General features: G+C 37.3%; 17 protein-coding genes. All 17 read left to right on the plus strand.

Annotated features, from left to right (window positions below):
* Nucleotides 1-48: 48 nt before the first annotated feature.
* The 17 genes from IPJ83_10235 to IPJ83_10315 all read left to right on the plus strand — a co-directional run bounded on the left by IPJ83_10235 (nucleotide 49) and on the right by IPJ83_10315 (nucleotide 21555).
* Complete coding sequence (locus IPJ83_10235) at nucleotides 49-1110, plus strand: hypothetical protein (GenBank protein MBK7880918.1); 1062 nt, start codon at nucleotides 49-51, stop codon at nucleotides 1108-1110.
* 15 nt (nucleotides 1111-1125) lie between these two features.
* On the plus strand, nucleotides 1126-1902 hold the full coding sequence (gene rfbF / locus IPJ83_10240; GenBank protein ID MBK7880919.1) for a glucose-1-phosphate cytidylyltransferase: 777 nt from the start codon (nucleotides 1126-1128) through the stop codon (nucleotides 1900-1902).
* Entirely contained in the window at nucleotides 1896-2981 is a 1086-nt protein-coding gene (gene rfbG, locus IPJ83_10245; protein ID MBK7880920.1) for a CDP-glucose 4,6-dehydratase, read from the plus strand. Before rfbF ends, rfbG begins: the two co-directional genes overlap by 7 nt.
* Nucleotides 2971-3519 carry a dTDP-4-dehydrorhamnose 3,5-epimerase family protein gene (locus tag IPJ83_10250; GenBank protein ID MBK7880921.1) on the plus strand — a complete coding sequence of 183 codons (549 nt, stop codon included), beginning with the start codon at nucleotides 2971-2973 and terminating at the stop codon, nucleotides 3517-3519. Before rfbG ends, IPJ83_10250 begins: the two co-directional genes overlap by 11 nt.
* Nucleotides 3516-4745 carry a methyltransferase domain-containing protein gene (locus IPJ83_10255; GenBank protein MBK7880922.1) on the plus strand — a complete coding sequence of 410 codons (1230 nt, stop codon included), beginning with the start codon at nucleotides 3516-3518 and terminating at the stop codon, nucleotides 4743-4745. The genes IPJ83_10250 and IPJ83_10255 overlap by 4 nt, the downstream gene beginning before the upstream one ends.
* Nucleotide 4746: 1 nt before the next feature.
* The gene (locus tag IPJ83_10260) at nucleotides 4747-5586 is read left to right on the plus strand and encodes an NAD(P)-dependent oxidoreductase (protein ID MBK7880923.1); all 840 of its coding nucleotides are present in this window, start codon (nucleotides 4747-4749) and stop codon (nucleotides 5584-5586) included.
* 3 nt (nucleotides 5587-5589) lie between these two features.
* Nucleotides 5590-6318 (plus strand): cephalosporin hydroxylase family protein, encoded by a 729-nt coding sequence (locus tag IPJ83_10265; protein MBK7880924.1) that lies wholly within the window; start codon nucleotides 5590-5592, stop codon nucleotides 6316-6318.
* Between the two features lie 23 nt (nucleotides 6319-6341).
* The gene (locus tag IPJ83_10270) at nucleotides 6342-7835 is read left to right on the plus strand and encodes an oligosaccharide flippase family protein (GenBank protein ID MBK7880925.1); all 1494 of its coding nucleotides are present in this window, start codon (nucleotides 6342-6344) and stop codon (nucleotides 7833-7835) included.
* 3 nt (nucleotides 7836-7838) lie between these two features.
* The gene (locus IPJ83_10275; GenBank protein ID MBK7880926.1) at nucleotides 7839-9041 is read left to right on the plus strand and encodes a glycosyltransferase family 2 protein; all 1203 of its coding nucleotides are present in this window, start codon (nucleotides 7839-7841) and stop codon (nucleotides 9039-9041) included.
* Nucleotides 9038-10297, plus strand: a complete 1260-nt coding sequence (locus IPJ83_10280) for a glycosyltransferase family 4 protein (GenBank protein ID MBK7880927.1) — start codon at nucleotides 9038-9040, stop codon at nucleotides 10295-10297. The genes IPJ83_10275 and IPJ83_10280 overlap by 4 nt, the downstream gene beginning before the upstream one ends.
* 426 nt (nucleotides 10298-10723) lie before the next feature.
* Nucleotides 10724-12025, plus strand: coding sequence for a hypothetical protein (locus tag IPJ83_10285; protein MBK7880928.1), 1302 nt, complete (start codon nucleotides 10724-10726; stop codon nucleotides 12023-12025).
* A complete protein-coding gene (locus tag IPJ83_10290) occupies nucleotides 12009-13121 on the plus strand; it encodes a glycosyltransferase family 4 protein (GenBank protein MBK7880929.1) in 1113 nt (370 codons plus the stop codon). The genes IPJ83_10285 and IPJ83_10290 overlap by 17 nt, the downstream gene beginning before the upstream one ends.
* A 225-nt stretch (nucleotides 13122-13346) precedes the next feature.
* Nucleotides 13347-15461 carry a bi-domain-containing oxidoreductase gene (locus tag IPJ83_10295; protein MBK7880930.1) on the plus strand — a complete coding sequence of 705 codons (2115 nt, stop codon included), beginning with the start codon at nucleotides 13347-13349 and terminating at the stop codon, nucleotides 15459-15461.
* Between the two features lie 193 nt (nucleotides 15462-15654).
* Nucleotides 15655-16098, plus strand: a complete 444-nt coding sequence (locus IPJ83_10300; protein ID MBK7880931.1) for an Hsp20/alpha crystallin family protein — start codon at nucleotides 15655-15657, stop codon at nucleotides 16096-16098.
* 122 nt (nucleotides 16099-16220) lie between these two features.
* Nucleotides 16221-16889: an ATP-binding cassette domain-containing protein gene (locus tag IPJ83_10305; GenBank protein ID MBK7880932.1), complete on the plus strand. Its 669-nt coding sequence runs from the start codon at nucleotides 16221-16223 to the stop codon at nucleotides 16887-16889.
* Nucleotides 16890-16953: 64 nt separating this feature from the next.
* Nucleotides 16954-18294: a signal recognition particle protein gene (ffh, locus tag IPJ83_10310; GenBank protein ID MBK7880933.1), complete on the plus strand. Its 1341-nt coding sequence runs from the start codon at nucleotides 16954-16956 to the stop codon at nucleotides 18292-18294.
* A 105-nt stretch (nucleotides 18295-18399) separates the two neighbouring features.
* Nucleotides 18400-21555 (plus strand): T9SS type A sorting domain-containing protein, encoded by a 3156-nt coding sequence (locus tag IPJ83_10315; protein MBK7880934.1) that lies wholly within the window; start codon nucleotides 18400-18402, stop codon nucleotides 21553-21555.
* Nucleotides 21556-22124 lie beyond the last annotated feature (569 nt).

Genomic DNA, 22124 nt, shown 5'->3' on the forward strand with positions numbered 1-22124 from the left:
TTAAATATAACAAAAAACCAAATAGATTACTGATTTCACTGGCTTAAGATGAATCAAGAAAATGAAAATAATACATTCAGCCTGAGGGAATTTGTTCAGCTGTTGCAAGATTATCTGAAGGAATTTAAGCGGAGTCTGCCTTTAATGATTTGGGTTTTGTTACCAGTGGGTGCTTATTTTGCTTATCAACAATTTACCAAAAAGCCTCAGTATACAGCCAAAGTGAGCTTTATGCTCAACGAAGCAGAAGCCGGCCAGTCTGGCCTGACCTCCATACTTGGTCAATTTGGATTGTCCGCACCCGGGCAAAAATTAAGCTTGCAAAAAATCATTGAAATTGCCAAAACACGCAGAATTGCGGAAACATTTTTTTTTAAAAGAAATATAGTAAACGGTAAAGAAGATTTTCTGGCGAATCATTTAATTGAGGCTTTTCAATCTGAGGGAGAATGGTTCACCGTTCCATTTTGGGAAAAGTCGGATTCTCTAAGTAAATTAAGATTTTCAAGAACAGAAGTATCCTCTTTTGATACTCAGGAAAGAATGGCATTGAAGCGTTTACATTTTCTTTTTCTTAAAAGATTGGAAACTATTTTTAATGAAAAAACCGGGATTATGGAATTGTCTATAAGATTACCCGTAGAGGATTTGGCCTATCAGATGTGTTTTTCCTTATATGATCAGTTAAGTAAATTCTACATTGATAAAACCATTGAAAAACAACAGGACACTTATGACCGCCTTCAACATAAAGTCGATAGCTTAAGAAATCTGATTCATCGTAAAGATTATAATCTCGCAGGGATAAAAGACAGTTACCGAAATACATTTCTCAATGAAGATCTGGTTCCACAGACACAAGTGGATAGAGATATAAAGATGTTTTCGATTCTCTATGGGGAAGCTTTAAAAAATCTGGAACTGGCTTCTTTTACATTGCAGAATAAAACCCCATTTATTCAGGCATTGGATCTTCCCATGAAGCCCTTGGAATTGAAAAAGGAAAACCTACTCATGAACTTGATTAAAACATTATTGATCAGTTTTATGCTCACTCTAGGTTTTGTCATTGTGAGAAAAATTTGGCGAGATAATTTGCAAACGAATTAAAGAAAGGTTACAGTTATGAAGGTGGTAATTCTTGCAGGTGGATTAGGTACAAGGTTGATGGAAGAGACAGAATCGCGTCCAAAGCCCATGGTAGAAATAGCAGGTAAGCCGATTCTTTGGCATATAATGAAAATTTATGAAGCGCAAGGTTTCAATGATTTTATCATATGCCTTGGTTATAAGGCTACCATGATAAAGGAATATTTTTTGAATTATTATCTGTATAATTCAGATGTAACGATAGAGTTGGCCAAAAATAAAGTGGATGTCCATTTCTCGAATACAGAATCCTTTAAAGTTACATTAATCGATACGGGTATTGAAACCAATACAGCAGGCAGGATAAAGAGAATCAAGAAGTATACAGAAGGGGAAGCATTTATGTTGACGTATGGAGACGGTGTTTCCAATGTTGATTTGAAAGCCTTATTAAATTTTCACCAATCTTCAGGGAAGTTGGCCACACTCACTTCCATCCAATTGCCGGGAAGATTTGGTCATTTGAATATAAATGAATCGGGTATAGTAGAAGAATTTCAAGAGAAGCCGGAGGATGATGGATTATGGATCAACGGAGGTTTTTTTGTTATGGAACAGGGAATATTTGATTATCTTGAAGGGGACATGGATCAGGTGCAATGGGAGAAAAAGCCATTGTATGAAATTGCCCGAGATGGACAACTCGCAGCTTATCAGCATAAGGGATTTTGGAAAGCTATGGATGCGATGAGAGACCGTATTGAGTTGGAAGAATTGTGGAAGAATGGTAAAGCCGAATGGAAAATATGGTAGATAGACTTCGGGCGGCGTTTGAAAATAAGAGAGTTCTGGTCACCGGACATACTGGTTTTAAGGGCTCCTGGCTGGTGGCTATGTTGCACAAACTGGGTGCAAAAGTTACGGGATATTCATTGCCACCAAGCACTCATCCCAATCATTTTAGTTTGTTAAATGCCCCTTTTCAACACATTGAAGGGAATATATTGGATGCGGATCATTTGGAAAAAGTGATGGAGGATTCTGAAGCAGAGATTGTTTTTCATTTGGCAGCTCAAGCTTTGGTAAGACCATCATATATAGATCCTGTAGATACCTATCAATCCAATGTTATCGGCACGCTGAATGTTCTGCAAGCTGCCAGAATGAGTACGCGGGTAAAAGTCATGGTAATGATCACGACAGATAAAGTCTATGAGAATTTGGAAAGTGATTATGCATATAAAGAAAGTGATCGACTGGGAGGATATGATTTATATAGTTCATCAAAAGCTTGTTGTGAAATTTTGATTAGTTCTTACAGAAGAAGTTTTTTCCCTTTGGAAAAATATGGGTTGTCTCACGACACTTTAATTGCTTCGGCAAGAGCCGGGAATGTTCTTGGTGGAGGGGATTGGAGTGCGGATAGGTTGATCCCGGATTTGATGCGAGCTGCTTCTGCAAAACAAAAAGTGGAGATAAGAAATCCATTATCTGTAAGACCATGGCAACATGTATTGGATTGTTTGACCGGTTATTTATTGTTGGCTGAGAAATTATTATCGCAAGATACTGCTGCATCAACTGCGTGGAATTTTTCCCCATACCCTGATGATGTAAAAACTGTGGGAGAGATGGTTGAAATAACAGCCAGACACTGGCCTGCATTGGAATATGTCATCAAAAAGCCAGAGCAAGATTTTCATGAAGCAGGATTATTGAAACTGAATCATGAGAAAGCCGTTAATGAATTGAAATGGAAACCCATTTTTCGAACGGAAGAGGCTTTGGAAAAAACCATAGAATGGTATCGTGCGTATTTTGAAAAGTCAGAGGTTCTGACCACTCAGCAGATTGATCAATACTTTCTTCAAATGTCAAAGCATGGAATTTGAAGAAACGGGATTTGATGGTTTGTATGTAGTCAAAATGAAACCCATTGTTGACGATCGGGGACATTTTTTCAGATCTTACTGTGCCAAAGAATTTAACAGTATAGGTGTACATGAACATTTTGTTCAAATGAATCAATCTTTTAATCGTGAAATTGGCACACTAAGAGGCATGCATGCGCAGACGGGGAATGCGGCGGAAATTAAGTTCGTGCGATGCCTGAGCGGGAAGGTTTTTGATGTGGTTGTTGATTTGCGGAGTGATTCTGCCAGTTATTTGAAGTATTTCGGCATTGAACTTTTTGGAGGAGACTTTAAAGGCTTGTTAATTCCAAAAGGTTTTGTGCATGGATTTATCACACTGGAAGAAAATTCCGTTTTGTTGTATCATCATACTGCTTTTTATACCCCGCAGTTGGAAATGTGTATAAGGTATAATGATCCTGCTGTCGGTATTCAGTGGCCGGAAGCTGTTCGTCATGTCAGTGAAAAAGATTTAACCTACCCATTAATTGATCAAAATTTCAAAGGATTGCCATGAGTCAATGCAGACATTGTAGATCAGAGTTGAATATTGAATTCGTTGATCTAGGTTTTAGTCCACCTTCCAATTCGTTTTTGAAAAAGGAAGCGCTGTTACAACCTGAAATTAATTTTCCATTGAGGATTTTGGTTTGTGATACATGTTATCTTGTTCAAATAGAAGAATATGCAAGTCACTCTGATATTTTTAGTTCAGACTATGCCTATTTTTCATCCTATTCTAGTTCCTGGTTAGCACATGCCAAGAGATATACAGAGAATATGATTGAGCGCTTTGGTTTTAACTCAGATTCTCAAATTATCGAACTTGCCAGCAACGATGGATATTTACTTCAATATTTTAAGGAAAAGAATATTCCTGTTTTGGGTATAGAACCCACTGCAAATACCGCTAAAGTAGCTGAGGAAAGGGGAATTAAATCCATTGTTGATTTTTTTGGGACTCGTTTGGCTAAACTTTTGGTCAGTGAAGGTTATCGTGCAGATCTATTGCTCGGAAATAATGTATTGGCTCATGTGCCGGATATCAATGACTTTGTGCAAGGAATGAAGATTTTGTTGAAAGAGAATGGAGTCATAACCATGGAATTTCCACACTTGTTGCAATTGATTCAATGGAATCAATTCGATACCATTTATCATGAGCATTTCTCTTATTTATCTTTCATCACCGTGAAAAGAATTTTTGAATCTTGCGGTTTGCATGTATTTGATGTTGAGGAACTTTCCACCCATGGTGGCTCTCTGCGAATTTTTGCCTGTCACGAAGAAGACAGGACAAAACAACAAACCGAGCGAGTCATCAATATGATTTTGTTGGAAGAGGGGAGCGGGTTGAACAAGATAGAGACTTATCAAGGATTTCAGAAAAAAGCTGAAAAAGTCAAGGACGAGTTTGTTCGCTTTTTAATAGAAGCAAAGACTTCTATTAAATATGTAGCAGGCTACGGTGCAGCTGCCAAAGGAAATACACTTCTGAACTTTTGTGGGGTAAGGAAGGATTTGCTTAAATTTATTGTTGATGCTTCACCACATAAACAAAATAAATTTATTCCGGGAATGCACATCCCTGTTGTAGAGGAGTCCTGGATCAGGAAACACCAACCAGATTATGTGGTCATACTGCCATGGAACATAAAAGAAGAAATTTCTGTGCAGCTTGATTATATTAGAGAATGGGGTGGGAAGTTTGTAATTGCTGTTCCAGAACTATTGATTTTTTAAGATGAAGGTTTTAGTTACCGGGGCTTCGGGATTTATCGGGCGACATGTGGTTAGAGAACTCATTGAAAGAGGACTCAAACCAATATGTCTTGTGCGGCAATTCAACAGTATGAGTGATTTGGGATTTGCTCACCATGAATTGGAATTGATTGAAGCAGATCTGGAGACATTTGAACCCCACATTTACTTTGCTGATCATCCGATTCCGGATAAATGCATCCATCTTGCTTGGAATGGTTTGCCAAATTATAAGGCAATGTTTCATATTGAAGAGAACCTCCCGAGACAATATAAATTTCTGAAGTCTTTGATCCAGGCAGGAGTTATCGATTTTACAATTACCGGTACCTGTCTGGAATATGGTATGCAGGAAGGATGTTTAAATACATCTAATTTTGCAAACCCTTTAATTTCTTATGCCATTGCGAAAGATTCTCTCCGCAGATTTTTATCCGCACTTCAGACTATCCTCAAATTTGATTTAAAATGGTTAAGACTTTTTTATACTTATGGGGACGGGCAATCGGAATCTTCTATCCTGAGTCAATTGGATAAAGCTTTAGGAAGAGGGGATCAAAAGTTTGATATGAGTGGAGGGGAACAGGTTAGGGATTATCTTCCGGTAACAGAGCTTGTAAAACAAATAGTGGATTTTAGTTTGACATCGGGCTCAGGAGTATTTCAATGTTGCAGTGGGCAGCCTATAAAAATTAGAGACCTCGTTACCAATTATTTAAAAGTGCATCAAAAAAACATTGCACTTAATTTGGGTCATTATCCTTACAATGACTATGAGCCAATGGAGTTTTGGGGTGAAAAAGTGAATCATAAAATTGTTTAAAATATGGATCCGGTAAAAGCATTTCAGCTAGAAAGAGAAGAAAGAATTAAATCATTTGGAAACAATAAAGCACTCAAGGAAGCAGCACATCAGTTTAATATTGTTTCCAATCAGGAAAAATATTCCTATAATTTTTCCTGGATGGGTAGGCCTATCATTCAATACCCACAGGATATGATTGCCATGCAAGAAATAATTTGGGAGCTTAAACCTGATTTAATTATTGAAACGGGTATTGCTCATGGCGGATCTTTAATCTATTATGCTTCCATAATGGAACTCATAGGGAAAGGGGAAATTGTGGGAATAGACATTGATATCAGGCCGCACAACAGAAAAGAAATTGAAGCGCATCCCATGTTCAAAAGAATACATTTAATTGAAGGTTCTTCGCTGGATCAGCAAATTGTGGATCGTGTTGCGGCTTTTGCTTCAGGTAAAGGTACTGTGCTGGTGTGTCTGGATTCCAATCATACGCATGAGCATGTATTAGAAGAGTTAAGACTTTATTCGCCCTTTGTAACTTCCGGATCTTACCTGGTTGTCTTTGATACCATAATTGAAGACATGCCAAAAGGTATGTATGATCGGCCATGGGATGTTGGAAATAATGCGAAAACTGCGGTTTGGAAATTTTTGGAAACAAATAATGGTTTCGAAATAGATCAAATGATAGATAACAAATTGTTGATTAGTGTTGCACCGGAAGGATATTTAAAGTGCATCCGATAACCACAGTGAATTGATAAAAAAAATTGAATCTATTATCTAAAAACATCGCTGCAAATTTTAGTCTCCAGGCCTGGGTACTGATTTCTCAGATTATTCTGGTGCCTGTTTATGTCCAAATTTTGGGGATTGAGGCCTATGGACTTGTAGGATTTTATGCCAGTTTGCAGGCAATATTTTTTGTCCTGGAAATGGGCATGGGTGTAACGATCAACCAGGAATTGGCAAAGGTAAATGTAACTGAAATTGACAGACGATATAAAATAGATTTATTAAAAACTCTTGAATGGGTTTATTGGGGTATGGCAATTTTTATTTTTGTTGTGATTGTTTTTATCCAATCCTTTTTTTCTGAGGCTTGGGGATCCAACGCAAGTCTTTCTTCGGAGAAAATCGGAAATTGTATTTACCTGATGGGAGGACTTCTTGTTTTTCGCTTTCCTATCGGATTATATTCCGGAGCACTTAACGGGATCCAAAAGCAATTTGCATTAAACATGGCAACTATTGTTTTCGAGGTTATAAAATTTGTTCTAGTACTTTTAGTATTATTTTATGTTTCCAAAGATGTAGTTGCCTATTTTGTTGTGAACATTGTAATTGCCTGCTGCACGGTAATTATGTTGAGATTTATGGTTTGGAGGTATCTGGATGCTAAGGATTATTTCGGAAAATTTAAGCGTTCTGTTTTATTCTCTCGCTGGAGATTTTCACTCGGTGTTGCAGGAATTGCGGTTGTCGCTATTGTACTGACTCAAGCGGATAAAATGATGTTGGCCAAAATGGTAAGTCTAAAAGAATTTGGTTGGTATACTCTGGCATTTACGATAGCCTCCATACCTTCAAAAATTGTTGGTGCTGTTGCCACTGCATATTATCCTTTGTTGGTGCAAGAAAATTCGAGAAATGATGAAGTAAGTGTGTCAAAAATTTATCAGCAAGCCAGTCAGTTGATCGCAGTCTTGTTGGTTCCGGTGTGTATGGTTTTTTGGAGTGCTTCGGAACAAATTTTAAAAATTTGGTTTCAGGATCAGGACTTAATAAGGATTATTCATCCATTGGTAAAAGTTTTTATTTTTGGATTTATGTTTAACGGACTTATGACCATGCCATATTATTTGCAATTGGCATATCATTGGACAAAGTTATCCTTGTTAAAAAATATAATTGCATTGATCATTTTGGTTCCATTACTTTACTTGGTGATTCAAAAATTTGGTATTAATGGGGCAGTTTGGATATGGTTGGTTCTGAATTTTTCTTATATCATTTTTGAAGTTCCACTGATGCACAGGAGGGTGTTACCAAAATTAATGAAAAGCTGGTACCTTGAGACCATAGTGAAGCCTATATTATTTTGCGGAGGGATGAGTGTTGTTAGTATTTGGTTATTTCAATTTATGGATTTGCCTGTATTTGTTTACGTCATCTTTCTAGGATTTTTGACTTTAATTCAAATGGTGTTATTAAACAGATGGCTTTCAGAGCGTCCATTACATGTGCTTGGAAACATAAAGTAAGAGATGTCTGAATTTAATAAATTTACGATTCTTATCCCTACGAAAAACCGTTGTGAAACGCTCGAATGGGCAATGAAGTCTTGTCTTCAATCTTCGTATCCATTCCTTTCTGTCATTGTAAGTGATAATTGCAGTTCGGACAATACCAGAGAAATGGTTGCTTCTTTTGGGGATCCAAGAGTAAAATATTATTGTACCCCTAAGGCTCTAAGTATGACGGCCAATTGGGAATTTGCTTTATCTAAGGCGGAAGATGGATTTGTAACTATTCTAGGAGATGATGATGGATTTCTGCCGGATAGTTTTGAAAGAATTAATACACTTCTAAATCAATACAAATTCAAAGCCATAAGTTGGAAGCAGTCATTTTTTCGTTGGCCGGGTAACCATTATGTCCGTATTCCCGAGTTGTTAAGTATACCGCTCAAAAGAGGGATTGAAGTCAGGCAGTGTGAGAATATTTTGCCTAAAGTACTAAAGTGTGCATTATTTCCAGGAGACCTGCCATGGTTGTATGGTGGATTTGTGGATGTGTCAGTTATCAGAGCTTTAAAGGAAAAAGGCAAAGGACGTTTTTTTTATTCAAAAATTCCGGATATTTATTCTGCAATGGTCTTGGCTTCCGAATTGGAGAATTATATATTTTCTTTTGCCCCCTTGAGTATCGCCGGTCACTCAGCCAAAAGTAATGGTGCTGCGCAAATTCAGAATAAACCTGAATTTGAAGAACAGAAAAATTTGTTTAATAAAGAATCGGAGGATATTCCATTTCATGCCAATCTTGAGTTTGTTCATGTTTACCCCATTATTGTATGGGAGACATACTTGCAATCCCTTGATGCAGGAATGCAAAAATTCAAGGGTCTTGCAGATGGCCAGGTGTTACTGGACCTTGCAATATCTGATGCTATTTCACTTGGTTTTCTGGAAAAAGAGAGAGGAAAATTAGAACGTATTGCTTTTAAAAATCAGTTAAAGTTTGAAGTTCCCAGCAACAAAATTAAAATCGGACTCCAAAAGATATTCTTGAAATTGAATCAGTATTATATGGAGTGGACTGGATCAGTGTTTATTAATATATCAGATTATAAAATTGAAAATATTTTTGAGGCTTCCGTTAAACATAACGAAATTTATCAGAACTACCACAACAAGTTAAAGGTTATAGTGCATAATTTTTTTTTACTATTAAAACATGCACTATGACTATTTCGGTTTTTCAGCTCGGTGCAAGAATGAAGTATACTGTTCCGCAGTATTTGCATAAGGCAAAAATACTAGAGAAGGTCTATACTGATATTTGTGTAGACCTTCCTCCGTTTAATTGGAGCAGCAAATTAATCCAAAAACTGCCTTGGAATGCAATTCAAAAATTTATTGGTAGAAAGGTAGATTTGCCTCAGCAAAAAATTACTCATTTTCCAATTTTGGGATTGAGATATTTTATGCGTAAAAGAGGTGTGCTAAATGAAGAAGCAGAGTGTGTTAATTTTATTTGGGCAGATAAGAATTTCGGAAATGCGGTAAATGAAAAATTGCAAAACGAACTTTCCGAAATGCTTTATCTTTATAATACAGCTGCTTTAACCATCGCCAAAGAAAATAAACACCGGAAGATAATTTTAGAGCAATGTAGTCTTCCTTATTCAATTTATAGAGATAGAATCCGGAAGGAGATGACAGTTTATTCAGATTGGACACGATCCTATGCATCTGACGATAATTTACCTGATGCTGTTCATCAATATATCCAAAACGAAGAATTAGAATGGGCATTGTCAGACCACATTATTTGCCCCTCTAAAAATGTGGAGGAATCGCTTATTCATCGAGGTGTGCCGGGTAATAAAATTTCCTGCATCCCATATGGTTTTACATTTTCTGGTCAACATCAACCAAGAACAGTATCTACAGCTTCCAAGCTAAAGGTAGGTACAATAGGATACCTCACATTACGTAAGGGTATTCATTATTTTTATAAAGTAGCTTCTATCTGTAATTTTGCAGAATTTGTTGCAATCGGTGGTGATGGATTCGACTTACCTGAAGAGAAGAAGGTGCTTTTGTCCAAAGTAATTAAACTCACCGGTCATTTAGATCGAAAAAGATTACTTGAAAATTTTAGTAAAATTGATGTGCTACTTTTTCTAACTGTTGGGGAAGGGTCTGCAACAGTAGTTTATGAGGCCTTAAGTTTAGGAATACCGGTCATTACAACTGCAGCAAGCGGGAGCATTGTGGAAGATGGTGTGAACGGATTTATTGTCGACCCAGCAGATATACAACGTATCATGTTTTTGCTGGAGCAAATGTGTAATCCTGAGTTCTATCATTTTTTGTCTGAGAATGCATTGAAAAGAAGCATTTACGGTAGTTCAGATGCATATGGTAGCAGGTTGGTTAATTTTGTACAAGCTTTTCTGCAGCCGGAAATAAAACCTATTCACTTAAATATTCAATGAAGTGAATACCATTATACAAAGCTTTTATACCACTTTTCCGACCCCATATCAGGAATATTTTTTTAATGCATTAAATAAGGAATTTAGTTTAAGAACTTTTTTTTGTGCTAAAGCAGAAAAGGACCGGTTGCGTATGGTACTTAACCCCGAATATATCTATATTTTTCTGAGGGGTACTTACTTTATGATATGGGTGAATTATTTAATTAAAAATTTTCTTTTTAGCATGGAAATCTGCAAGGTTGCCAGGCAAGAGAAAGCAGATTTAGTTATGTTATCATGTAATTATTTCGACCTGAGTAACATTATAATGACTTTTATAATTCGAATTAAGCGTAAGCAATTTGAATTTTATACAGACCTAAAAGCGGTATTGCTTAAGCCATGCCTAGTTGGATTTTTTGACGATACATTTGCTTCATGACAATGTACTTTATCATATTATTCAATCTGTTGGTCTACCTTGCCGGGTGGCTTTTTGTTTGGGTCAAAGGACTTAGAAGTCATGTTGTTTTTGCGTTTTCCTGGTTTATTTTTACCATTTATTATTTTCTAACACCTTTATATTTTTATGCTCAAGGTAGAGCAACCATTTGGGGAGACCAGGGAGCATTTTTAGGGGTGGGTGAAAATATACTTGCTTATTACGATGAAGGATTTTTATATTTTGGTTTTGCCAGCTTATCTTTTTTAATTGGATACTTTTTTATACGTCATCGGGAATTTGTTCAGGTAAATATTCAAAGTAAATTTTCAAAGTCACTCCTGTTTGGGCTTTTCGGAGCTTGCTTTTTTTTAGTGATTCTTAATTTCATTTTATCTGGTGTAAATCCGATTGAAGTACTCACTGGCAACTCAGAAGAAACATTGTTTAATGCAAAAGGAGGGTCAAATTATTTAAAGAATTTTGCAGATTCTTTGGTCACCTGCTTGGTTATTGGATTTCTGATCAAAATGGATCGTAGATTTTGGTTTTTATTTGTCATCGTTTCTTTTGTTTTATTTGCCATGATGGGGTTTCGTTACAGAATCATTATGACCGTAATTGGTATTTTGTTGTTGATACTTTTTAATTACCGTTTTTCATTTAAGCGGATTTTTGCGCCTCTTGCTCTTTTTTTGGTGATACTATATATGATTTTATTTTTAACAATTAATCGTTACAATTTAATTGTTGGTGATTTAAAAAATCTAGTATACAACCCTATAGAATATGAGATTGGAAGTACGCTTGCAGAGCAAACCAGGGGGGCTTTGGACGACATCAACATCATCAAGTACTATCACACCCATCCTAATCCTAAACACGATAATGGCATAACTTTTTTCTATTTCATTGTTCGCGCTCTTCCAAGGGCTTTAATAGGAGATTACAAGAATAAATTATATCCTCCGCCTGCATTTCCAATTGTGGATGAAGCCTACAATCTGCCACTGGCGTGGTCTGCAACAGGGGAAGCACCACTGCATTATGCTTATTTTATAATTGCCGGAGGATTTTGGTTTTTAATTATAGGTACATTTTTAACAGGCTTGATTCTCAGATTCACAACGGTCAATAGAAATTATCATCATCCCAAACAAAAGATATTTTTAGTGATTTTATGTATGGCATTATTTCAGTGGTATACAAGGGGATATTTTCCTCAGTTTGTTGATCACCTTGTTTTTTTATGGATACCATATTGGTTGTACTTCAGATTCAACACTAATGAAAAGATCAGTTGAGGTAATATTTCTTGGACCCTATCCTCCTCCAGTCAATGGGCAGTCTGTGGCTTTTAAAATGGCATACGACAAATATAATGGATCAAAATATTTATGCTCTCAAAATCTGGAACAATTACCAATTTACAAAAAAATTTATTTTGGGATTTTATTGATTTTTCGATATTTTTTTCTTGCGGTAAGCAAACGATATAAAGTTATGTATTTGGCAGGATCGAGGTCCATTGGTGGGGCAATTAAAGATTTCTTTTCCATTCTTTTATTTCATTATACAGGTAGTAGAGTGGTAATGCATCTCCATGCTGCTTTCTTTGATCGATTTATTCATTCACTCCCAATTTATTTAAAGCCATTTTTTAGGTTGGCTTATCATAAGGTAGATCGATTTATTGTCTTGCACGAATGCATGACTGAAGAATATAAAGATTTTCAGGCCAATTCTCAGATAAGTGTAGTGCATAATTTTTACGATTCCGTTTTGGATTCAGTTAGTTTAAAAGATAAACCGGCAAGTGATGTAATCAAAATTGGATATTTGTCCAACTTACTTTTCAGTAAAGGAATTTTTATTTTAGTAGAAGCATTTATTGAATTGAAGAAGGAATATAACAATATTGAATTGCATCTTGCTGGTCAATATCTTTCTGATTCCTATATGACAGCAGATGAAGTTAGAAAGAAGATAAGTGTTTTGAGTCAAAATAAATCAAGTCGGATATTTTACCATGGTCCCCTCTATGGTGAGCAAAAAAAGAACTTTTTGATTAATATGGATATTTTTTGCTTGCCTAGTTTTTATAGTTCGGAAGCCATGCCTATTTCAATTATAGAAGCGATGCGTTGTGGTTGTGTCATTATTACCAGCGACCATCATTACCTCCCATTTTTGGTTGGCCCAGATCAGGGTAGCTGTGCAACTGCAGGTTCCGTAGAATCCCTTAGGGTTAATTTAAAGAGGTATCTTGGAAATATTGTAAAATATGAAAGTGTAAAGCAAGGCAATATTGAATTTGCCAAAAATAATTTTTCACCGGAGGCTTATGCATCAAAAATGAATGAGATATTTGATCAAGAACTAAAGAGTCCATATATTTAAATTATTATGTGCAGTATATTTGAAACAATCAGGCAGGAGATTTTGCTAAATACAAAACGAATCAGTCAATCTTTATCTCATTTGGAAACTGAAGTTTTTGGAATAGGATTTCAGGACACTTTTATTTTTTTTTGTCAAAGTTTAACAATTGGTGATTTGTTCTTTAACGGACTTCAATTTAATGGATCTGCAGATATTTTTTAATTAAAAATTAATACCTGAAATATGTTGCAAATAATTCAAGATCTTAAGAATGGTGAAACGATCCTTGCAGAGGCTCCTGTTCCTGTTGCCGGTAAGGGGATGGTATTAATTAAAAGTCATTTTAGTCTGGTTTCACCGGGGACAGAAAGGATGTTGGTTGAATTTGGTAAAAAAAATCTTATTCAAAAAGCCTTGGATCAGCCGGAAAGAGTAAAACAAGTCATCAGTAAGTTGAAAACCGATGGCTTCAAACCTACATATGAAGCAGTGATGCGCAAGCTGGATACACCAATTTCCCTTGGGTATTGTAACGCTGGCGAAGTAGTTGAAGTAGGCGAGGGGGTGACAGAATTTCGTATTGGCGACCGTGTGATTTCAAATGGACCACATGCAGAATATGTCTGTGTACCTAAAAATCTTGTAGCAAAAATACCTTCAGACCTAAGCTATGAAGAAGCAAGTTTTACCGTGATTTCTGCTATAGCGCTACAGGGTATTAGATTGGTGCATCCCGGATTTGGCGAAACTGTTGTGGTTATTGGATTGGGATTAATAGGACTCATTACAGTCCAATTGCTTGCCAGTAATGGTTGCAAGGTAATTGCTTTTGATCTGGACGAAAGTCGAGTTGATTTAGCCAAAAAATATGGCGCCCACGCGTATTTATCTGAAGGAAACGATCAAGATGATTTGAAAGTTAAACAACTCAGTAATGAATATGGTGCAGATGCTGTTATCATCACAGCAACTTCTTCTTCTCAGGAAATTATTCATCAAGCAGCTCAAATGTCCAGAAAGAGAGGAAGGATAGTTTTGGTTGGGGTGGTTGGATTACACCTGCAAAGGGCAGATTTTTATGAAAAGGAATTAAGTTTTCAGGTATCTTGTTCTTATGGTCCTGGACGGTATGATGAAAATTACGAACAGAAAGGAAATGACTATCCACTTCCTTATGTAAGGTGGACAGAAAAGAGAAATTTTGAGGCAATACTTCTTGCTTTGTCTTTAAATAAAATTGAAGTCAAATCTTTAATTGGAAAAATTGTTGGATTGGATGAGTTTGATTCCATTTATCAAAACATTGGTGGCAACAGAGATATAACTTCACTCATTCGATATGATATCCATAAGGAGGAAAAGAAAATACAAACGGCATTCGTTGAAAAGAAATATTCGTCAAGCCAGAATGGCATAGGAATAATTGGCGCTGGAAATTTTACCTCGTCTACGATTCTACCTATCCTAACCAAATTAAATGCACCCATCCATGTCATTTGTGGAAATAAGGGATGGACAGCCGGCCAGCTTGCAAAGCAATTTAAAATTCCGCATTGTGCATCTTCCTTCATTGAAATACTTCAAGATGAAAATGTAAACACGGTCATGATTACGACCAGACACAACAGTCATGCATCATTAGTTCTCGCCGGATTGAATGCCGGAAAAAATGTTTATGTAGAAAAACCTCTTGCAATAAATCTAAAAGAACTTAACGAAATAGCCCAGGCCGTCGTAACCAATAAAGGAAGTCTCACAGTTGGATTTAACAGAAGGTTTGCACCAATGATACAGCAATTGAAAAATGAATTATCAAACAGCGAAGCTCCTATCCAGATTGTTGCCACGATGAATGCCGGGTCATTACCTATGGAACATTGGACCAAATCCGTTGATCAAGGCGGCCGAATTATTGGGGAAGCATGCCACTATTTTGACCTGACTTCATTTTTATGCAATAGTCCAATTGTAGAGGTATACATGCAATCTTTAGGGTTAAATGCAGGGTTAGATACGGATCACGCCAGCATAATTTTAAGAATGCAAAATGGAAGTTCTGCTGTCATCAACTATTTCACCAATGGGGCTAAAGATTATCCCAAAGAGCGGATAGAAGTACATCAACTAAACCGTACAGCCGTTATAGACAACTTTAAAAGAATTGACTATTATGGTTTTAAAAAACGCAGCAATTCTTCTGTTCAGGACAAAGGACATAGTGCCCAATTTAAAACCTGGTTGAATTTCATTTCTAATGGTGGAAGTGCACCTATTCCATTTGAATCTTTGTGGAACATAAGTTATGCCAGCATAATGGCTATTGAATCCTTTAAGGAAAATAAACCTATCTCCTTTTAAATTTTAACTGTCCTTAAGCACTAAGTGCAAAATAATTATCTGTTTACAGAAAGGCGGAATTCTGTTAGTTTGCCAGTGGGATTTAATTGATTAAAGTTATGACTGGAAATGATATTTGTCATTGAGTTTTTATGAAGATTGAATCAAATTAGCTGAGTAAAAATTATTTATCCGAACAATTAAAATTTATATCATGGGAAATTTAATGAAAGTTAACAGGTTCTTGCCTAATTTCAGTAACTTCTTTGATGAAGCTTTTACAAAGGAGTTCTTCAATTGGGACGATAAAAATTTCGCAGCAAATGGGGGTACACTTCCTTCTGTAAACGTAAGAGAAACCGATAAAGAGTATTTTATAGAGTTGGCTGCTCCGGGATTGAAAAAAGAAGATTTTAAGGTAGAAATGAAAAATGATATGTTAACAATCTCTGCAGAGAGAAAGGATGAGAAGGAAGAGAAGAGGGGCGATTTCACTCGAAGAGAGTTTAATTACAGTTCTTTCTGCCGCAGTTTCTATGTGCCGGATTTAGCTGAAAAAAACAAGGTTGATGCCAAATATGAGGATGGTATGCTGACCATAATGATGGCAAAGAAAATGGTCGAAGAGCCAAAACCAAAATTTATTGAAATTCATTAGCAGGTAAAAATTAAATCTGATGGGGGAGGAGAGATCTTCCCCTTTTTTATTTGTTTAGCCGGGCCATTCTTAAGTTAAAACTGTAAATCAAACTATGATATCTTTGCGCACTAATTCATACAATGTCTTACTTTTTAATTCAAGCTCAAAGATTGAATCTCGTTTACGGAGATCAAGTTTTATTTAAGGACCTTCAATTTGAACAGCAGGAAAAAGAATGGGTGGAGCTGATTGGAGGTAATGGAAGTGGAAAATCATCTCTTATCCATGCTTTTTATGGGCTTTTATCGGTTCAGTCGGGGATACTAAAAGTTTTGGACTACAGTTTGAACCCTGCGACCCCCGATTTTGCAGCTGCAAGGAGGAAAATCGGAATTTATAGTGCCAAAGTTCCTTTGATTGAAGACAAAACACTAAGGGCAAATCTGGCTATAGCGCTCAATGCAGCGGACAAAATCCGTGACCTAAATACCGATCAATACATCACGGACATACTGGAGAAATTTGGTCTCGCCGATAAAACGCTAGAGGAGGTTTCCCGATTGTCTTCGGGAGAAAAAGTTCGATTAGGTCTGGCAAGAGCAGTTATCCATAAGCCCAGGTTATTGATGTTGGATAACCCATTTTCTGCATTGGATGAATCTTCCATCAAGCTCGTGAAGTCCCAGCTGACAGATCTTCATCAGAAAGAGGGAACCGGTGTCCTGCTGACCGGGTTAAGTTTGAGTCCTTTTAGTCCAGATAACCGTAAAGTCTATCAGATTACAGGTAAAGGGCTTGAATTGGTCTAAGTAGCTTTCTATTGATAATTGTTGCCGCTAGTTCCATTATATTTGCAGCTTCAATTGAAAGATCATGTTTGAAAATCTTAATGAAAAACTCGAATTAGCCTTTAAAAGCCTTAAAGGGGAAGGAAAATTGACAGAGCTCAACGTCGCAGAATCCATCAAGGAAATTCGCCGGGCGCTTGTAGGGGCGGATGTCAATTACAAGATTGCCAAGGAATTTACGGATAAGGTGAAGGAACAGGCTATGGGGACCCGTAACATTTTGACCTCAGTCAAACCAGGGGAACTCATGGTGAAGATCGTTATGGATGAGCTCACGGAACTCATGGGTGGGCAGGCTGCGGGTCTAAATCTCAATGGTTCTCCGGCTGTAATTCTGATATCGGGGTTACAAGGTTCTGGTAAGACGACCTTTTCAGGAAAACTTGCACTTTATTTAAAGACGAAAAAGAATAAAAAGGTATTGCTCACGGCTTGTGACGTATATCGTCCTGCTGCCGTGGACCAATTGACTGTGGTTGCGGAACAAGTAGGGGTGGAAATTTTTAAAGATCCGGAAAGTAAAGAACCGGTATCCATTTCCCAAAGAGCAATTGCCCATGCCAAAGCAAACGGTTTGGAGGTTGTCATTATAGATACTGCAGGACGGACTTCTGTAGATGAGGAAATGATGGCTGAAATTGAACAAATCAAAAATACCATTCAGCCTTCTGAAACTTTATTTGTGGTCGATTCCATGACTGGACAAGATGCAGTAAATACTGCTCTGGCTTTTCATGAAAGAATCAACTATGATGGTGTGGTACTTACTAAATTGGATGGAGATACCCGAGGTGGAGCTGCTTTATCCATAAAGTATACTATAGGGAAACCAATTAAATTTGTTTCCGCTGGAGAAAAAATGGATACGCTGGATATTTTTTATCCGGATCGTATGGCGCAAAGAATCCTTGGCATGGGGGATATTGTATCCCTCGTGGAAAAAGCCCAGGAGCAATTTGATGAAAAGGAAGCCAAAAAAATTGAAAGTAAAATCAAACAAAACAAGTTTGACTTCAATGACTTTTTAGTTCAGCTGAACCAAATCAAAAAAATGGGAGACATCAAGAGTGTGCTTGGCATGATCCCGGGTGTCGGAAAAATGGTAAAGGACATAGATATAGACGATAATGCCTTTAAAAAAGTAGAATCCATTATACAGTCCATGACCCCTAAAGAAAGAGCTAATCCTGATTTGCTGAATATGTCCAGAAAAACACGCATCGCCAAAGGTTGTGGTAAGACAATCCATGAAGTGAATGCTTTCATGAAGCAGTTTGAAGAAATGAGGAAGATGATGTTTATGATGAGCAAAGGCAATGGCATGGGGAACATGATGAAGCAAATGCAAAACATGCGTCGTTATTAATTCATAATCCATCCCTGGTTTTGGTATGTTTTGAGTAGGCGCTAGCTTGCTTGTTTTGTCTACATCCACTGTTTTCTTCTTATATTGTGACCGTAAAATGCGGTCATGAAGAATATTATTCTGTTTTCTTTTTTTAGTTTATCTTTTTTAAATATTTCATTTTGTCAATTGGCAAATGGCAGTCCTGCGCCGGATATTACGGTGCAAGACATCAATGGTAACACCATCAGTTTACATGCTTCCATGGCAGGAGGAAAATCAGCTTGTCTGGATATTATGGCGACCTGGTGCGGGCCATGTTGGTCTTTTCACAACAGTGGGGTACTGGAAAGTGTCCATGCGAATTTAAGTTCATTGACCAATGTTTACATGCTGGAAGGTGATTTTGCCACCAACACCAATTGTCTTTATGGCCCCTCAGGGTGTACCGGGAGTGGCACCTGGGGGAATTGGGTTTCTGGCACTCCTTACCAGATCGCAAATCTAACTGCCAGCAACGGCGGTACTGTGATGAACGATTACAACATCAATTATTTTCCTACACTTTATGTTATCTCACCTGATTTTAGGACATGGGAAATTGAAAACAGGAGTTACATTGAATATTATAACTGGATCGTGCACAGCTTTACGCTGGATGCCAGCGCCAGTGTCAACCATTCTACTTGCGGAGACAATGGAAAAGTCAACCTTAATCCAACAGGTGGTTACGGTGCATTGAAATTTAAATGGAGTAATGGTGCTACCTCTGAAGATTTAATCAACATACCTGGGGGTGTATATTCCGTCACAGTTACAGATCAAAATGGTTACTTTGAATCTTACGGCCCATGGACAGTGGATGGACCAGCCAAAAGGGTAGCCATTACCAGTCAAAAACAAACGAATAATATTTGCTTTGGTGAATCAAAAGGGGATATCAGTATTCAGGTTGCATACGGAACACCAGGATATGTCTATAACTGGAGCAATGGAGGCACTTCAAATTCAATTGTCGGCCTGGCAGCTGGTTTATATACAGTGACCGTAACCGATGCAGCAAATTGTACTATTACGAAGACCTACAGTATTTCTGAACCACCGTTATTGACGGCTGTTCCAGTAAAAGGAGATGAAACCTGTGATAACAAGAATGGATTTATTGCCATCACTGCAAGTGGTGGAACCAAACCCTATTCGTATGATATTGGATTTGGTAAAAGAACTACTTCGGTTTTTAATAATTTGTCAGGTGGAACTTACAATATCAAGGTTACCGATTTAAAAAATTGTTTATTTACCGACCAGATTACCGTAGATGCTACCCATAAACCGATTACAGAAGCCGGTGCAAACACAAATTTATATTGTGGGCGAGACACAGTGTTTTTAGATGGTTTCGGGACAGATCAGGGATCAGATTTTACCTATACCTGGTCGACCAGGAAAGGAAAAATTCTGGGGGACAACAATACTTTACAGATAGCTTTAAATAAAGCCGGGGTATATGTGCTTAAAGTTAAAAACCTTATCAACGGTTGTGAAAATTCTGATTCTGTAGAAGTTAAAGATATTCGTGTTTACCCGGATGTTAAAGCTTCAGGAGATGGGTTGGTGGATTGTAAGACGCCTGACAGGACAATCTCCGGTGCAACGATCAGCACAAATACCAAATACTTTTGGACAAAACTGAATTCAGGATTCAAGGACACATCCAAAGCAATTTTGGTAAGTTCCGGTGGAGATTTTGTATTCAATGTACAAGACACGATTAATCAATGTCTGTCAAAAGATACCGTATCCATTACGGAAAACAAGATGCATCCACAAATTCAGATCGAATCCAATGGTAATCTAAATTGTACCATAAGGAATCTGGAAATAAATGCTTTGAATTCAGATTCGGGGAGTGATTTTACCATCAGTTGGATCACTAACGATGGACACATCCTTTCTGGGGTAAATGGATTAAAACCTTTTGTCGATAAACCCGGGACTTATGTACTCGAAATATTAAATAATGTCAACGGTTGTCTGAGTGTCGAGTCCATTAAAATTGAGGAAGATATCACTCCGCCGACCATTGTGTTAGGAAACATTAACGATGTTAGTTGTATGCATAAGGAAATTATACTTGACGCAACACAGTCATTACCTGCCGGTAAACTAGCATATCAATGGACTACAGCTGATGGGCGTATAATATCTGGAGTAACCTCGGATCAGTTAACCATCAATAAAGGTGGTACTTATGAGTTGCTATTAAAAAATAAGGAAAATACTTGTAGTTCATCAGGAAAGTATAATGTCCTGGAACAAACCACTCCGGTCTCGGAGTTTAACTATGCCAGAGAATTACTCACCCTGAATTTTAAGGATATTTCAAAAGGAATTGCCAAATCATGGCATTGGGATTTTGGAGATCAGACTTCAAGTTCAGAACAAAACCCTGTACACCAATATGCAAAAGAAGGGGAGTATAAAGTATGTTTGAAAATTGAAAATGAATGCGGCATAGCAGAAAGTTGTCAGAACATAGTTCTTGCAAGTTCAAGTGTTCTTGCATTGAGCGGCTGGGAAATCAGACCTGTTAGTTGCTTTGGTGGTAAAGATGGTTTTATCAAATTGAATGTACAGGGGGGGACACCACCTTATCAATATCTGTGGAGTGACGGATCTGCTCAATCTGAAATAAAAAACCTTGCTAAAGGAAATTATTCAGTAGAAATAAAGGATGCTTTGGGGGCAATAATTCAAAAGTCGTTTACTATTAACCAGGCGACTGAAATAATTTATGACAAACTTACCATCAAAGGTGCGAAAGATGGTTTACCCAATGGAAGTATTAGTCTGGATGTTTCAGGAGGAGTCCCTGCCTACCAATTTCTATGGTCCAATGGTTTGACCACTGAGCAAATTCAAGGGCTTGCATTGGGAATTTACAGTCTTCAGGTGAAAGACGCCAATGGCTGTGAGAAGTTGTTTGGGCCATTTGAAGTAAGAGATGTTACAGCCACCAAGGATGTTTTTGGTTTAGAAAATTTTGACCTGGTGCCAAATCCGGTACAGGGACAAGGAAGAATTACCATTGCATTTGATCAAAAAACAGACTTTGATTTAAGTGTAACTGATGCTGTGGGAAAAGTATTTAATAAGTGGCACATGAATGCGAATCGGACTGATATTTCTTTGGATGTTTCGACTTTGGAACAGGGATTATATCTGGTTGTACTAAAAACCGATAAAGGAGTTCAGACCAGAAAATGGATGGTGGTGAGATAAAACCATCCAATTATTGGTGCATGAAGATTTGGGGAGTTGAAGGCCTTAATTTATAAACGAATATCGGATTATAAGACTAATTTTTTTATCAAAACAATTTGTCCCAGATGATAATGCATGTGTTCTATTATGCCATGTACGTTTCTGTAGTAATTTCCATGTTTCGGGTCTATGAAATCTTCCATCCATTTGTGTTCCGGGAACTCTTCAACCAATCGGGCAAAACTTTCTGCATCAGACCAAACTTTGTTTAGATAAGTTCGCCATTATTCTTCCGAAGAGATTGGTGGATGAGTGAAGCTGTATAGATCTTTTGCATCCAAAATTCCCCTTTGAAATACCTTAAGGACAGCGTCCACGAAATAGTTTATGTGATACACCAGCGTAGCAATGGTATGGAAGGCATGCACTTGTGTTGTAGCCTTTTGTCAGGAAAGATCAGAAACAGTATCCTTAAGATTTATAGATGTCCAGTTTCCTCCAAAGTGAATATCTCTGAAGTGTTTGGCAATTTGTGAATTGAGTTGCACTTTAGTTTTTTTGTACAAATGTAAGGGTAATCAGAAAAA

Source organism: Candidatus Vicinibacter proximus (assembly GCA_016713905.1).
Taxonomy (GTDB): Bacteria; Bacteroidota; Bacteroidia; order Chitinophagales; family Saprospiraceae; genus Vicinibacter; species Vicinibacter proximus.